The following is a 14,878-nucleotide window of genomic DNA, read 5'->3' on the forward strand; positions in this document are numbered from 1 at the left end:
AATAGCTATGAAAATCAAAGCGCCAGAGGCTTTGCTGACAGCGGAAGTCAGTCGTCGTGGGTTAATGAAAACTACGGCGGTTGGCGGTCTGGCTGTGGCAAGTAGCGCGATCACACTCCCTTTTACCCGTCTGGCATCAGCCGCGAATGCGCTGGCGCCCGCAGGTGTAAATGAAAAGGTAGTCTGGAGCGCATGTACTGTTAACTGCGGCAGTCGCTGTCCACTGCGCATGCACGTTGTTGATGGCGAGATCAAATACGTCGAGACCGATAATACGGGCGATGATAACTACGAAGGGCTGCATCAGGTACGCGCCTGTCTGCGCGGCCGCTCAATGCGTCGTCGGGTCTATAACCCGGATCGACTCAGGTATCCGATGAAGCGTGTGGGGAAACGTGGCGAAGGCAAATTTGAGCGTATCAGCTGGGAAGAGGCGTTCGATACCATCGCTGGCAATATGCAGCGCTTAATCAAAGAGTACGGTAACGAATCGATCTATCTGAATTACGGTACAGGTACGTTAGGCGGTACCTTAACGCGCTCCTGGCCGCCGGGTAAGACGCTTATTGCCCGTCTGATGAACTGCTGCGGCGGATACCTGAACCACTATGGTGACTACTCCACCGCCCAGATTGCCGCCGGTCTGAACTATACCTATGGCGGCTGGGCCGATGGCAATAGCCCGTCCGATATCGAAAATAGCCAGTTGGTCGTGCTGTTCGGTAATAACCCCGGTGAAACACGCATGAGCGGCGGCGGGGTCACTTACTATGTAGAGCAGGCCCGCGAAAAATCCAGTGCGCGGATGATCATCATTGACCCGCGCTATACCGATACTGGCGCAGGGCGTGAGGATGAGTGGATCCCTATCCGTCCAGGCACCGATGCCGCGCTGATCTCGGCGCTGGCATGGGTAATGATCACGGAAAACCTCGTTGATCAGCCTTTCCTCGACAAATATTGCGTGGGATACGATGAAACCACGCTGCCTGCAGGCGCACCGGCTAATGGTCATTACAAAGCCTGGATTCTGGGCCAGGGCAATGACGGTATCGCCAAAACGCCGGCCTGGGCCTCTGCGATTACCGGCATTCCACAAGAACGGATCGTCAAGCTGGCGCGTGAAATCGCCGGGGCGAAACCGGCCTTTATTTCACAGGGGTGGGGGCCGCAGCGCCATGCCAACGGCGAGCTGGTCTCCCGTGCCATTGCCATGCTGGCGATCCTGACCGGTAACGTAGGGATCCACGGCGGCAACAGCGGGGCGCGAGAAGGCTCTTACTCTCTCCCGTTTGAGCGGATGCCAACCCTTGAAAACCCGGTGCAGACCAGTATCTCCATGTTTATGTGGACCGATGCCATCGAGCGCGGTCCGGAAATGACCGCTACCCGCGACGGTGTACGCGGTAAAGATAAGCTGGACGTGCCGATTAAAATGATCTGGAACTATGCCGGTAACTGCCTCATTAACCAGCACTCGCAGATCAACCGCACCCACGAAATCCTCCAGGATGACAAAAAATGCGAGCTGATTGTGGTCATTGACTGCCACATGACCTCATCTGCGAAGTATGCCGATATCCTGCTGCCGGACTGCACCGCATCTGAGCAGATGGATTTCGCACTGGATGCCTCATGCGGCAACATGGCCTACGTCATTTTTGCCGATCAGGCCATCAAGCCGCGCTTCGAATGCAAAACCATCTATGAGATGACCACCGAGCTGGCGAAGCGCATGGGCGTGGCGCAACAGTTCACCGAGGGGCGTACTCAGGAAGGGTGGATGCGACATCTTTATGAGCAATCCCGCGAGGCGATCCCGGATCTGCTTCCTTTTGACGAATTTCGTAAGCAAGGCATCTACAAACAACGCGATCCGGAAGGACACCACGTGGCTTATAAAGCCTTCCGCGCCGACCCCGTAGCCAATCCGCTGACCACACCGTCAGGCAAAATTGAGATCTACTCCGCGCAGCTGGCTGAGATAGCGGCCACCTGGGAGCTGGAAAAAGGCGACGTGATTGATCCGCTTCCGGTTTATAGCCCGGGCTTTGAAAACTATGACGACCCGCAGAGCAAGGATTATCCGCTGCAATTAACCGGGTTCCACTATAAAGCGCGTACTCACTCAACCTATGGCAATGTCGATGTATTGAAGGCGGCCTGCCGCCAGGAGATATGGATCAATCCGCTCGATGCGCAAAAGCGAGGCATTAAAAATGGCGATCGCGTGCGTATCTACAACGGTCGCGGTGAAGTACATATTGAGGCCAAAGTGACGCCCCGCATCTTGCCTGGCGTGGTCGCGTTAGGGGAGGGGGCCTGGTACAACCCGGATGCTAACCGCGTCGATCAGGCGGGCTGCATCAATGTGCTTACGACGCAGCGGCCTTCACCGTTGGCAAAGGGCAACCCATCACACAGTAACCTGGTCCAGGTTGAGAAGGCATAAGGAGTAGCCGATGACCACTCAGTATGGATTTTATATTGACTCCAGCCGCTGCACCGGGTGCAAAACCTGCGAGCTGGCCTGTAAAGATTACAAAGATCTGACCCCGGATGTGAGCTTCCGTCGCATTTATGAATACGCAGGGGGCGACTGGCAGGAGGATAACGGTGTCTGGCAGCAAAACGTCTTTGCCTACTATCTGTCGATTGCCTGTAACCACTGCGAAGACCCGGCCTGCACCAAAGTCTGCCCGAGCGGCGCCATGCACAAGCGGGAAGACGGCTTTGTGGTGGTTAACGAAGAAGTTTGCATTGGCTGCCGCTATTGCCATATGGCCTGCCCGTACGGCGCGCCACAGTACAACGCCGCCAAAGGCCACATGACCAAATGCGATGGCTGTTACGATCGCGTGGCAGAGGGCAAAAAGCCGGTCTGCGTGGAGTCCTGCCCGCTGCGTGCACTGGACTTCGGCCCGATCGACGAGCTGCGGCAGAAACACGGCAAGCTGGCAGCCGTTGCGCCGCTGCCGTCGGCGCACTTTACGAAACCAAGTATTGTCATTAAACCCAATGCCAACAGCCGACCGACAGGTGATACCACCGGCTATCTGGCCAATCCGAAGGAGGTGTGAGATGGGAAGCGGATGGCATGAATGGCCGTTAATGATCTTCACGGTGTTTGGGCAGTGCGTGGTGGGAGGCTTTATTGTCCTCTCATTGGCGCTGTTAAAAGGGTCGTTGCGGGCAGATAAACAGCAACGGCTGATAGGCACCATGTTTGGGCTATGGGTGCTAATGGGAATCGGTTTTATCGCCTCTACCCTGCACCTGGGTTCGCCGATGCGGGCATTCAATTCCCTGAATCGTATTGGTGATTCGGCACTCAGCAACGAAATTGCCAGCGGCGCACTCTTCTTTGCAGTTGGTGGGCTTGGCTGGCTGCTGGCGATAGTGAAAAAACTGCCTGCGGGTCTGCGTACGCTGTGGTTGATCGTCACCATGGTGCTCGGCGTGATCTTCGTCTGGATGATGGTGCGGGTCTATAACACCATCGACACGGTACCGACGTGGTACAGCGTCTGGACGCCACTGAGCTTCTTCCTGACTCTGTTTATTGGCGGGCCGCTGCTGGGTTATCTGTTACTGCGTATAGCGGATGTTGACGGCTGGGCAATGCGTCTGCTGCCGGTCATCACGCTCATTGCGTTGACGGTAAGCGTGGTGGTGGCGCTGATGCAGGGGGCAGAGCTGGCGACTATCCATAGCGCTATCCAGCAGGCCTCGTCGCTGGTACCGGCATACGGTTCCCTGATGGCCTGGCGGGTGGTGATTCTGGTCGCCGCGCTGGTGTGTTGGATTGTGCCCCAACTGAAAGGGAATCAGCCTGCGCTGCCGCTTCTCTCACTGGCTTTTATACTGGTGTTGGTTGGTGAAATGATTGGCCGTGGCGTCTTTTATGGTCTGCATATGACGGTGGGTATGGCTGTCGCAAGTTAACGCGTTTTTTTGTTATATCAAGCCGGGCCGCCGTGCCCGGCTTTCTCTTTTTTCTTCATGAAATTTTTCAACTGAGCGTTTCGCTTGCAATAAACATTAAATCAATAAAAACAGTGGGATGAATTCTGCTGAGTGCGCCACATTGCTTAGCAGGATTAGTTTTATCAATCGACGTGGAACAAATCGTGCGAGGCCCTGAAACCGGTGGATTGACTTTGTTTTTACCAGTGGCATGATGCGCACGAAATCTATACTTCCTCACGGTTTTTAATCCATGTCCACCTATACCCGGCCAGTGCTGTTACTGCTCTGCGGCCTTCTTTTGTTGACGCTGGCGATTGCGGTGTTAAATACCCTCGTCCCGCTTTGGCTCGCCCATGAAAACTTACCGACCTGGCAGGTGGGTATGGTTAGCTCGTCTTTCTTTACGGGTAACCTGCTTGGCACCTTAATGACGGGAAGCCTGATCAAACGTTTTGGTTTTAACCGTAGCTATTATGTGGCGTCGCTGATATTTGCCGTGGGATGTGCCGGATTAGGGCTGATGGTGGGTTTCTGGAGCTGGATGGTCTGGCGTTTTATTGCGGGCGTGGGCTGCGCGATGATCTGGGTGGTCGTGGAAAGTGCGCTGATGTGCAGCGGAACCTCCCGCAACCGTGGGCGTCTGCTGGCTGCCTATATGATGGTTTACTACATCGGTACCGTGCTGGGACAGTTAATGGTCAGCAAATTCCCGACCGACTTGATGAGCGTGCTGCCGTGGGTCACCGGCATGGTGCTGGCGGCGATCCTGCCTCTGCTCTTTACGCGCATTGTGAACCAACATAGCGAACATCAGGAAGCCACGCACGTCTGGCCGATGCTGAGATTGCGCCAGGCGCGTCTGGGCGTTAATGGATGTATTATTTCCGGCATTGTACTGGGTTCACTCTATGGCCTGATGCCGCTCTATCTGAATCACCAGGGCGTCAGCGATTCCGGAATTGGCTTCTGGATGGCGGTGATGGTCAGTGCCGGCATCGTCGGGCAGTGGCCTGTCGGCCGCCTTGCCGACCGTTTTGGTCGCCTGCTGGTTTTGCGCGTACAGGTATTCGTGGTGATCATGGGTTGTCTGGCGATGCTTAGCAACGCGGCGATGGCGCCCGCGCTATTTATTTTAGGCGCAGCGGGCTTTACGCTCTATCCGGTAGCGATGGCCTGGGCCTGCGAGAAAGTAGAACATCATCAGCTGGTCGCAATGAACCAGGCGCTGCTGCTGAGCTACACGATTGGCAGTTTGTTGGGGCCCACCTTTACTGCCATGCTGATGCAGAACTATTCCGACAATTTGTTGTTCATCATGATTGCCAGCGTGTCGTTTATCTATCTGTTGATGTTGCTGCGCAAAGCGGGCAAGCATCCAACCCCGGTGGCACATGCCTGATTAAATAAAAGCCTGTCGATGACAGGCTTTTTTGTCCTCATTATATATCAGAGTTTTACGCATTGTTTGTTTATTACGCCAGGTAATAATTCACACGAGTACTACCACAATAAGGCAGCAATCATGTCTACTCGTCGTTTTACCACTACAGCGCTGGCGATAGTGTTGTCCTTAAGCTTTGCAACCGTACCTGCGATGGCTAATCCGGGAAATGGAAATGGCCACGGTAACGGGCAGGGTAATAGCGGCAATCATGGCAACGGCAATGCCAATAAAGGTAATGCTGGCAACCCGGACCATAAACAAAAAAACGGTCATCAGAACCAGGGCAAATCAAATAAAAGCGTCAGGGATGATGTCGATGCCCGCGTCAGCTACGATCATGCCCGGCATCTGGCGTTGAATTACGGCTTAACGGGGTATGATTCACTGCCGCCGGGGATTGCGAAAAACCTTGCGCGCGGCAAACCTCTGCCTCCGGGCATCGCGAAAAAAGCCGTTCCGGCGTCGATGCTGGGGCAATTACCCTCTTATCCGGGCTATGAATGGCGCGTGGTCGGGAAGGATCTGGTCTTAATTGCGCTGAGTACGGCGATTGTGACCACCATTATTAATGGCGTCTTTGACTAATAAATAATACGCCCGGTGAATACCGGGCGTATTTGTTAATACATGACCTTATGACCGTACTGCTCAAGAATGCCTTTTACGCGTTCCATGGTCTCTTTCTTCGGCGGCTTAACGCCGTCCAGCTTATACTCTTCGCCCATTGCCACCCATTTGTGTTTTCCCAATTCGTGGTATGGCAGCAGCTCAATTTTTTCGACATTACCCATATCGCGGGTAAATTCTCCCAGACGATGGGCAGAATCGTCATCGTCTGACCAGCCTGGCACCACGACGTAGCGGATCCAGGTTTTGATGCCTTTGCCGGAGATGTATTTCGCAAACTCCAGGGTACGATGGTTCGACACGCCAACCAGGTTCTGGTGTATCTCATCGTTCATCTGTTTGAGATCGAGCATGACCAGGTCGGTCACTTCCAGCAGTTCATCAATGACGGGATCGTAACGACGCACAAAGCCATTAGTATCGAGGCAGGTATGGATGCCTTCTTCGTGGCAGGCCCGGAACCAGTCGCGGACAAACTCTGCCTGCAGGATGGCTTCACCTCCTGATGCCGTCACGCCGCCGCCGGAAGCATTCATAAAGTGGCGGTAGGTTACCACCTCTTTCATCAGCTCTTCGACTGTAACTTCTTTACCACCGTGCGTATCCCAGGTATCACGATTATGGCAGTACAGGCAGCGCATCAGGCAGCCCTGGAAAAAGGTGATAAAACGGATGCCCGGGCCATCGACGGTGCCACAGGACTCAAAGGAGTGAATGCGACCAATAGTTGACATTGCGGTGATATCTCCAGCTTCGGCCCGTCCGGGGCCTGTTATGTGCACAGCTCGTGCTGACTGTGTCGAGTCTATTTTGGCTGTTATCCATCAAGTATAGATAGCGGGCAAAAGAGACTGTTGCGGGGAGGTGTTAAAAAGGCCCCACTTGCGTGGAGCCTTTATTGTACGCGCTTTACCGCGTGATTTCAGTCAATTCCCGTTACATGGATTGAGTGAAAGTACGGGTAATGACGTCTTTCTGCTGTTCTTTAGTCAGCGAGTTGAAACGTACTGCGTAGCCAGATACACGGATGGTCAACTGAGGATATTTCTCAGGATGTTCCATCGCATCGAGCAGCATTTCACGGTTCATGACGTTCACGTTCAGGTGCTGACCACCTTCGATGGACGCTTCGTGGTGGAAGTAACCATCCATCAGGCCTGCCAGGTTGGTCTTACGTACTTCGTCGTCTTTACCCAGCGCGTTTGGCACGATGGAGAAGGTGTAAGAGATACCATCTTTCGCGTAGGCAAACGGCAGTTTAGCAACGGAGGTCAGAGAGGCAACGGCACCTTTCTGGTCGCGACCGTGCATTGGGTTAGCACCTGGGCCGAATGGCGCGCCAGCACGACGACCATCTGGGGTGTTACCAGTTTTCTTACCATACACAACGTTAGAAGTGATGGTCAGAACAGACTGGGTCGGGATAGCGTTACGGTAAGTAGTGAGTTTCTGAATTTTCTTCATGAAACGTTCTACCAGGTCAACCGCCATGTCATCAACGCGTGCGTCGTTGTTACCAAACTGCGGGTATTCGCCTTCGATTTCGAAGTCGATAGCCAGACCGTCTTCGTCACGAATTGGTTTAACTTTCGCATATTTGATAGCAGACAGGGAGTCAGCCGCAACGGACAGACCTGCGATACCACATGCCATGGTGCGAACAACGTCACGGTCGTGCAGCGCCATCAGAGAGGCTTCGTAGCTGTACTTGTCGTGCATGTAGTGGATAACGTTCAGTGCAGTCACATACTGCTTAGCCAGCCAGTCCATGAAGTGATCCATGCGGTCCATGACTTCGTCATAGTTCAGCACGTCGCCTTTGATTGGCTCAGACTTAGGACCTACCTGCATTTTCAGTTTTTCATCAACGCCGCCGTTGATTGCGTACAGCATGGTTTTCGCCAGGTTTGCACGCGCACCGAAGAACTGCATTTGCTTACCAACAACCATTGGGCTTACGCAGCAAGCGATAGCGTAGTCATCGTTGTTGAAGTCAGGGCGCATCAGGTCATCGTTCTCGTACTGCAGAGAAGAGGTATCGATGGACACTTTAGCGGCGAATTTCTTGAAGTTCAGTGGCAGTTTTTCAGACCACAGAACGGTGATGTTTGGCTCCGGAGAAGGACCCATGGTGTACAGAGTGTTCAGGAAGCGGAAGCTGTTTTTGGTTACCAGCGTACGACCGTCAACGCCCATACCGCCGATAGATTCGGTTGCCCAGATTGGGTCACCAGAGAACAGTTCGTCGTACTCAGGGGTACGCAGGAAGCGAACCATACGCAGTTTCATGACCAGGTGGTCAATCATTTCCTGAGCGTCTTGTTCGGTGATTTTGCCCGCTTTCAGGTCACGTTCAATGTACGCATCCAGGAAGGTGGATACGCGACCGAAGGACATGGCAGCACCGTTCTGAGACTTAACGGCGGCCAGGTAGCCGAAGTAGGTCCACTGGATAGCTTCCTGAGCGTTAGTTGCAGGACCAGAGATATCGCAGCCGTATTTCGCTGCCATCTCTTTAATCTGACCCAGCGCACGGTGCTGTTCAGCAATCTCTTCACGCAGACGGATAGTCGCTTCCAGGTTTACGCCGTTTTCCAGGTCAGACTGCAGGGACAGGAACTGGGAGTATTTGTCTTTCAGCAGGAAGTCGATACCGTACAGCGCAACGCGACGGTAATCACCGATGATACGGCCACGGCCATACGCATCTGGCAGACCAGTCAGAACGCCAGATTTACGGCAGTTCAGAATATCTTTGGTGTAAACATCGAATACACCCTGGTTGTGGGTTTTGCGGTATTCGGTGAAGATTTTTTTCAACATTGGGTCCAGCTCGCGGTTATACGCTTTGCAGGAACCTTCAACCATTTTGATACCACCGAACGGGATAATCGCACGTTTCAGTGGGGCTTCAGTTTGCAGACCAACGATTTTCTCAAGGGCTTTGTTGATGTAGCCAGCATCGTGAGAAGTGATGGTGGAAGCAACGGAGGTGTCAAAATCAACTGGCGCGTGAGTGCGGTTTTCCAGTTTAACGCCTTCCATTACGCTGTCCCACAGCTTGGTGGTCGCATCAGTTGCGCCAGCCAGGAAGGATTCGTCACCTTCATACGGGGTGTAGTTTTTCTGAATAAAGTCACGGACGTTGACTTCATTCTGCCAGTCACCTTTCGCAAAACCTTCCCAGGCTGTGGCTAACTTTTCATTAAGCTCGGACATGTAACACCTACCTTCTTAAGTGGATTTTTTATTTACTGCCTGAGACATCATCAATGATGATTATCGCCACGCAGGTAAATGACCCAGTATGTCAACCCGACCAGCAGACCCCCACCGATAATGTTCCCGATAGTGACAGGGATCAGGTTATCTGTGATGAAATTCATAATAGTCAGGTGAGAGAAACTTTCCGGGGAAGAACCGATAGCGGTCCAGAACTCCGGGCTTGCAAAATTACGGATGACGATGCCCATCGGGATCATAAACATGTTTGCAATACTGTGCTCAAAGCCGCTGGCGACAAACATGGCGACAGGCAGAACCATAATCATGGCTTTGTCCATCAGGCTACGGCCGGAGTAGCTCATCCAGACCGCCAGGCAGACCATCAGGTTTGCAAGGATACCCAGCGCCACGGCTTCAATAAATGTATGGTGCATTTTGTGGTCAGCGGTCTGCAGGACATTTAGCCCCCATCCGCCGTTGGCTGTCATATATTCACCCGACAACCACATCAACAGTACAAACAGCAGGCAGCCAATCAGGTTGCCGATGTAAACGTTGACCCAGTTTTTCGCTAACTGCCCCCAGGTAATCTTACCGCTCGCTTTGGCGACAACGATCAACACCGTGGAGGTAAAGAGGTCGGCGCCGCAAATGACGCAAAGAATCAGACCCAGCGAGAAGCAAATGCCGCCAATCAGTTTCGCGATACCAAAGGGCATAGCGGCGGTGCCGGTGGTAGCAGTGATGTAGAAAACGAAGGCTATGGAGATGAACACACCGGCAGTAATCGCCAGGAAAAACGTGGTCATCGGCTGTTTCGTTGCTTTATAGACACCCGCTTCTTCGGCAACTTTCGCCATGGCAGCTGGGAGTAAAAGATCAAAAGGGTTGTCAGCTTTCACACTAACTCTCTCTTTATTAAGTCGGCGACGAGATACTAACAAAGCATTATAGAAGAGAAATTGATATAGATCATATCTCGCCTGGCTTATAGGCCCGCACTCTGCATGGTTTTACAGCAAAAGCGGCGTAAGTTTTTGATTATCAGTATAAAAATAAATTTTAAAAGTTATAAAATGATTTGATTTTTTTCTTTGGCCGTCCTCCATAACAGTTAATTATAATGGAGTATTTACTATAAAAAGTTACAACAATATCCAGGTCGCTATTATTATAGTTACCGTTATTTAACTTTATTATTACAATTAAACTTGATTGCCTTATAAATAAAAAACGGGGCAATTAAATTGCCCCGTAATATAACGTAGGCGACGGAATACGCCTACTCTCTATAATGCTATTTGCGGTTATTTTGCCCAATAAGCGCTTTTGGCTTTCTGCAGTTTCTCGTAGGCTTTTAACAGCGACTGATGCGCCGGGAAGGCTTTCAAATCGCTGTCCACAGCCTGCAGGCCGTAGAACGGTGCTTCACCACTCAGGGCTGCACTGGCAGCCTCAACGGCGTCTGCGCCATACATACGAACGAAGGCGTGCAGATACTGCAGCGGCTCACGCTCTTCTTCCTGAGAGAGCAGCAGCAAGGTCTGCAGGCAACGGTAGTAGTTCGCACGCTCAGCCGAGAAAATAGAGCCGTTGAACTCAATGGTCCATTCAACCCAGGTCAGAGCCTGCTCCAGATCGCCGCCCGCCAGGGCCAGCATTGCCTTTAGCTCACCGATGCGCAGGGTGTACCAGCCGTTGTCTTTACCGGTTGCCAGCCCCAGCAATTCACGTACGCGAGTAAAATCGTCATTACCTTCGTCATCGAGTTGGGTGATGAGGTTGAGATAATCTTCTTTTTCCCAACGGCTTTCCGGGAGGGAGAGCAGGGTTTCGCGCAGATGCGTGCCCATGGTGTTATTGGCCAACCACAGATCTTCAACCGGATAGATATCAGACATGCCAGGCGCAAGAATACGGCAAGCATAGACACCCAGATGTTCGTAATCGGCGATATACACTTCCTGATCTTCTTCACGGAAGATAGCCATCAGCGTGGCGAATTCCTCTTCGGTGGTGCCGGAGAAGCTCCAGTCCACGAACGGGTAATCTGCATCCTGCTTGAACATATCCCAGGAGATCAGACCGCTGGAATCGATAAAGTGGGTTTCAAGGTTAGCGTGTTCAGCGACTTCTTCGTCGTCAAAGGTGGGTGGCGTAAAGACGTCAAGATCTTTCAGACCGCGGCCCTGCAGCAACTCGGTAACTGTACGCTCAAGCGCCACGCCGAAGTCTGGGTGCGCGCCAAAGGAGGCAAAGCAGGTCCCGTTAGCCGGGTTAAACAGGACCACACAGATAACCGGGTATTTACCGCCCAGCGAGCCGTCATACGCGAAAATAGGGAAACCTTCGGCTTCCAGTTTAGCAATGGATTCCACCACGCCCGGGTAACGCGCAAGAACCTCGCTCGGGATCTCCGGCAGGCTGATTGATTCGGCGATAATGCGGTTTTTGATATGACGCTCAAACACTTCAGACAGACCCTGCACACGCGCTTCGTTGCGGGTGTTACCGGCGGACATACCGTTAGAGACATACAGGTTGCCAACGATATTCATTGGAATGTAGACGGTCTGTTCGTCGGACTGACGGGTAAACGGCAGGGCACAAATCCCACGCTCATCATTGCCGGATTGCAGATCCACCAGCATGCTGGCGGTCAGTTCGTTGTCCAGATCGTAAAACGCGCGCAGACGATCGTCCAGAATACCTTCCGGCAGCTCGTCATCTTCGGTCAGCGGGAACCACTTCTCGTTCGGATAGTGCACAAACGGGCCGTTGGCAATGGTGTCGCCCAGCCAGAAATCTGCAAAGAAATAGTTGGTGGAGAGACGCTCAAAGTACTCACCCAGCGCAGAAGCCAGGGCCGCTTTTTTCGTGGCGCCTTTACCGTTAGTAAAGCACAGGGCACAGTCTTTATCGCGAATATGCACGGACCAGACGTGAGGTACAGGGTTCAGCCAGGACGCTTCTTCAATATTAAAGCCCAGATCGGTCAGTTTTTGCTGGAAGCGTGCGATGGAATCTTCCAGAGCGGCGTCTTTGCCGGGGATAAAGGTTTGGGTCATGATTAGTCAGTTGTTGATGGCAGGATGCGCAATAATACGGCTTTTAAGGAAGGATGGCTATTAACGGGAGAGTGTCAGGGCATGGGGTGACCACATACCCTGGAAGATTAAAGAATAGGGGCGCAGATACTCACGATCATTGCGGCACCCGACAGACTGGTCCCAACAATTCCGGCCGCCATAACGGCGAAGCCAATGCCCAGCGTAAAGGGCCCGGCGATAGCGCCAAGCACAATAGTGGGAATAAACGCCCCCAGACCAAGGCCGGCCGGTAAAGATAGCAGCCCAAAGCCACCGCTGACGACGCAGATTTCGTCACAGGTTAATTCACGCATAAAAAATCCTTTTCAATGAGTTTTGATTTCCAGACGAAAGATTTTAGGGAACAGGAATACCGGGAGTAAATCCCGCGATTGGGAGCAACGTCTGAAATCAGAAGAAATCAGATTTGATTTAGCCCCTGAGCAGCGCAGTCAGGCGGCGGAAAGCGGAACCTGAGCTATGCTTACAGGGAGTAACTTACTGTAAAGGAACAACAAAAATGAAAGCGTTCGATCTCCAACGGATGGCATTCGATAAAGTCCCTCCTGAATTTTTAGGTGAAGTTGCGCTGCGTAGCCTCTATACCTTTGTTTTGGTGTTTCTATTTCTCAAAATAACCGGTCGACGCGGCGTGCGTCAGATGTCGCTTTTCGAAGTGTTAATCATTTTAACCCTGGGCTCCGCGGCCGGAGACGTCGCGTTTTATGACGACGTGCCGATGGTGCCCGTGTTTATTGTTTTTGTGTCACTTGCTTTGCTCTACCGACTGGTGATGTGGCTGATGTCTAAAAGTGAAAAGCTGGAAGACCTGTTCGAAGGGAAGCCGGTCGTTATCATTGAAGAGGGGCAACTGGCCTGGGAAAAAGTGCAAAGCGCGAATATGACGGAGTTTGAGTTCTTTATGGAGCTACGTCTCAACAGCGTTGAACAACTGGGCCAGGTCCGACTGGCTATTATGGAAACCAATGGGCAGATCAGCGTCTATTACTACCCCGATGACGAGGTCAAGCCCGGGCTGTGTATCTTGCCGGATATGCTGATTGACCGTTTTAAGACCGTACCTGAGAGCGGGCAGTATGCCTGCATAAAGTGTAGCCATGTCGTGTCCATGCAGGCAGGCGATCATATGTTATGCCCGCGCTGTACCAATCCAGAATGGACGAAGGTTAGCCGGGCCAAACGGCTCGCCTGACAGCCAATTTGTCGGTTTTGTGACAGGGCGGTGGTAGATTGTATTGTGTGACCTGCGCCACATTTCCAGGGTCATAAGTTTTAGACATTGCGGCGCGTGTCACTGAATGATAAAACCGATATCCACAGTTATAACTTATTGCTTTAAGCGTGGTGAGGGGAAATGGCTCAGGTCTTTAATTTCAGTTCAGGTCCGGCAATGTTACCGGCAGAGGTACTTAAGCAAGCTCAGCAAGAGCTGGTTGACTGGCAGGGACTCGGTACGTCGGTGATGGAGATTAGCCACCGTGGTAAAGAGTTTATCCAGGTGGCGGAAGAGGCAGAAAAGGATTTTCGCGATCTGCTGAATATTCCCTCGAACTACAAAGTATTGTTCTGCCACGGCGGGGGACGCGGTCAGTTTGCTGGCGTTCCGCTGAATATTCTCGGTGACAAAACCACGGCAGATTACGTGGATGCGGGCTACTGGGCGGCAAGCGCAGTAAAAGAAGCGCACAAATACTGTACGCCGAACGTTATCGACGCCAAAGTCACCGTTGACGGACTGCGCGCTGTGAAGCCAATGCGCGAATGGCAGCTTTCTGATAACGCCGCGTATCTGCACTACTGCCCGAATGAAACCATCGACGGTATTGCCATTGATGAGACCCCGGACTTCGGTAAAGATGTTGTCGTTGCCGCCGATTTCTCCTCCACTATCCTTTCCGCGCCGCTCGATATCAGCCGCTTCGGTGTTATCTACGCTGGCGCGCAGAAAAACATCGGCACGGCGGGTTTGACTATCGTCATCGTACGTGAGGAACTATTGGGTAAAGCCCATACAGCTTGCCCATCCATTCTGGACTACACCGTGTTGAACGATAACGACTCTATGTTCAACACCCCGCCAACCTTTGCCTGGTATCTCTCCGGTCTGGTCTTCAAGTGGCTGAAGCAAAATGGCGGTGTGGCGCAGATGGATAAGATCAATCAGCAGAAAGCTGAACTGCTTTATGGCACCATCGATAAGAGCGACTTTTACCGCAACGATGTGGCTAAAGCCAACCGCTCCCGCATGAACGTCCCGTTCCAGCTGGCGGATAGCAATCTGGATAAAGTGTTCCTGGAAGAGTCCTTCGCTGCGGGTCTGCATGCGTTGAAAGGCCACCGCGTCGTTGGCGGAATGCGCGCCTCTATTTATAACGCTATGCCGCTGGAAGGCGTGAAGGCCCTGACCGATTTCATGATCGACTTCGAACGTCGTCACGGTTAATCGCGCTGTTTTCACCCCCGCAGCATCGCTGCGGGGTTTTTATTAAGTTGAGTTGAGAGT

The 14,878-nt window shown here is 52.5% G+C and carries 12 protein-coding genes; 7 read left to right on the forward strand and 5 right to left on the reverse strand.

The window, feature by feature from the left end; genetic code table 11:
• Positions 1-7: 7 nt before the first annotated feature.
• The 5 genes from dmsA (at position 8) to JZ655_RS06960 (ending at position 5,998) form a co-directional block, all read left to right on the forward strand.
• Positions 8-2,452 (forward strand): dimethylsulfoxide reductase subunit A, encoded by a 2,445-nt coding sequence (gene dmsA / locus JZ655_RS06940; protein ID WP_207293360.1) that lies wholly within the window; start codon positions 8-10, stop codon positions 2,450-2,452.
• A gap of 10 nt (positions 2,453-2,462) precedes the next feature.
• Entirely contained in the window at positions 2,463-3,080 is a 618-nt protein-coding gene (locus JZ655_RS06945) for a DMSO/selenate family reductase complex B subunit (RefSeq protein WP_040075798.1), read from the forward strand.
• Between the two features lies 1 nt (position 3,081).
• Positions 3,082-3,945, forward strand: coding sequence for a dimethyl sulfoxide reductase anchor subunit family protein (locus tag JZ655_RS06950; RefSeq protein ID WP_207293361.1), 864 nt, complete (start codon positions 3,082-3,084; stop codon positions 3,943-3,945).
• 274 nt (positions 3,946-4,219) lie between these two features.
• Positions 4,220-5,368 (forward strand): MFS transporter, encoded by a 1,149-nt coding sequence (locus JZ655_RS06955; RefSeq protein ID WP_046887192.1) that lies wholly within the window; start codon positions 4,220-4,222, stop codon positions 5,366-5,368.
• A 123-nt stretch (positions 5,369-5,491) separates the two neighbouring features.
• Positions 5,492-5,998 carry an anti-virulence regulator CigR family protein gene (locus JZ655_RS06960; protein ID WP_207293362.1) on the forward strand — a complete coding sequence of 169 codons (507 nt, stop codon included), beginning with the start codon at positions 5,492-5,494 and terminating at the stop codon, positions 5,996-5,998.
• A 35-nt stretch (positions 5,999-6,033) separates the two neighbouring features.
• Here JZ655_RS06960 and pflA read toward each other — a convergent pair whose 3' ends face one another.
• From pflA to JZ655_RS06985, 5 genes are all read right to left on the reverse strand, one after another.
• Complete coding sequence (pflA, locus tag JZ655_RS06965) at positions 6,034-6,774, reverse strand: pyruvate formate lyase 1-activating protein (protein ID WP_040076337.1); 741 nt, start codon at positions 6,772-6,774, stop codon at positions 6,034-6,036.
• 202 nt (positions 6,775-6,976) lie between these two features.
• Positions 6,977-9,259: a formate C-acetyltransferase gene (gene pflB, locus JZ655_RS06970; protein WP_046887190.1), complete on the reverse strand. Its 2,283-nt coding sequence runs from the start codon at positions 9,257-9,259 to the stop codon at positions 6,977-6,979.
• Positions 9,260-9,309: 50 nt separating this feature from the next.
• Entirely contained in the window at positions 9,310-10,167 is an 858-nt protein-coding gene (gene focA / locus JZ655_RS06975) for a formate transporter FocA (protein ID WP_046887189.1), read from the reverse strand.
• 405 nt (positions 10,168-10,572) lie between these two features.
• A complete protein-coding gene (gene ycaO, locus JZ655_RS06980; RefSeq protein ID WP_046887188.1) occupies positions 10,573-12,333 on the reverse strand; it encodes a 30S ribosomal protein S12 methylthiotransferase accessory factor YcaO in 1,761 nt (586 codons plus the stop codon).
• A gap of 107 nt (positions 12,334-12,440) precedes the next feature.
• Positions 12,441-12,668, reverse strand: a complete 228-nt coding sequence (locus JZ655_RS06985; protein WP_207293363.1) for a hypothetical protein — start codon at positions 12,666-12,668, stop codon at positions 12,441-12,443.
• Between the two features lie 206 nt (positions 12,669-12,874).
• Between JZ655_RS06985 and JZ655_RS06990 the strand changes: the two genes are divergently transcribed.
• Both JZ655_RS06990 and serC read left to right on the forward strand, forming a co-directional pair.
• Positions 12,875-13,567 (forward strand): DUF421 domain-containing protein, encoded by a 693-nt coding sequence (locus JZ655_RS06990; RefSeq protein ID WP_207293364.1) that lies wholly within the window; start codon positions 12,875-12,877, stop codon positions 13,565-13,567.
• Positions 13,568-13,729: 162 nt separating this feature from the next.
• Complete coding sequence (gene serC / locus JZ655_RS06995) at positions 13,730-14,818, forward strand: 3-phosphoserine/phosphohydroxythreonine transaminase (RefSeq protein ID WP_207293365.1); 1,089 nt, start codon at positions 13,730-13,732, stop codon at positions 14,816-14,818.
• The last annotated feature ends 60 nt before the right edge of the window (positions 14,819-14,878 follow it).

It is taken from the genome of Leclercia pneumoniae (assembly GCF_017348915.1).
In the GTDB taxonomy this organism is placed as follows: domain Bacteria; phylum Pseudomonadota; class Gammaproteobacteria; order Enterobacterales; family Enterobacteriaceae; genus Enterobacter; species Enterobacter pneumoniae.

Bases quoted from the DNA above. Each gene is read 5' to 3' on its own strand.
- dmsA (WP_207293360.1), top strand. From the start codon at position 8: ATGAAAATCAAAGCGCCAGAGGCTTTGCTGACAGCGGAAGTCAGTCGT.
- JZ655_RS06945 (WP_040075798.1), top strand. From the start codon at position 2,463: ATGACCACTCAGTATGGATTTTATATTGACTCCAGCCGCTGCACCGGG.
- JZ655_RS06950 (WP_207293361.1), top strand. From the start codon at position 3,082: ATGGGAAGCGGATGGCATGAATGGCCGTTAATGATCTTCACGGTGTTT.
- JZ655_RS06955 (WP_046887192.1), top strand. From the start codon at position 4,220: ATGTCCACCTATACCCGGCCAGTGCTGTTACTGCTCTGCGGCCTTCTT.
- JZ655_RS06960 (WP_207293362.1), top strand. From the start codon at position 5,492: ATGTCTACTCGTCGTTTTACCACTACAGCGCTGGCGATAGTGTTGTCC.
- pflA (WP_040076337.1), bottom strand. From the start codon at position 6,774: ATGTCAACTATTGGTCGCATTCACTCCTTTGAGTCCTGTGGCACCGTC.
- pflB (WP_046887190.1), bottom strand. From the start codon at position 9,259: ATGTCCGAGCTTAATGAAAAGTTAGCCACAGCCTGGGAAGGTTTTGCG.
- ycaO (WP_046887188.1), bottom strand. From the start codon at position 12,333: ATGACCCAAACCTTTATCCCCGGCAAAGACGCCGCTCTGGAAGATTCC.
- JZ655_RS06985 (WP_207293363.1), bottom strand. From the start codon at position 12,668: ATGCGTGAATTAACCTGTGACGAAATCTGCGTCGTCAGCGGTGGCTTT.
- JZ655_RS06990 (WP_207293364.1), top strand. From the start codon at position 12,875: ATGAAAGCGTTCGATCTCCAACGGATGGCATTCGATAAAGTCCCTCCT.
- serC (WP_207293365.1), top strand. From the start codon at position 13,730: ATGGCTCAGGTCTTTAATTTCAGTTCAGGTCCGGCAATGTTACCGGCA.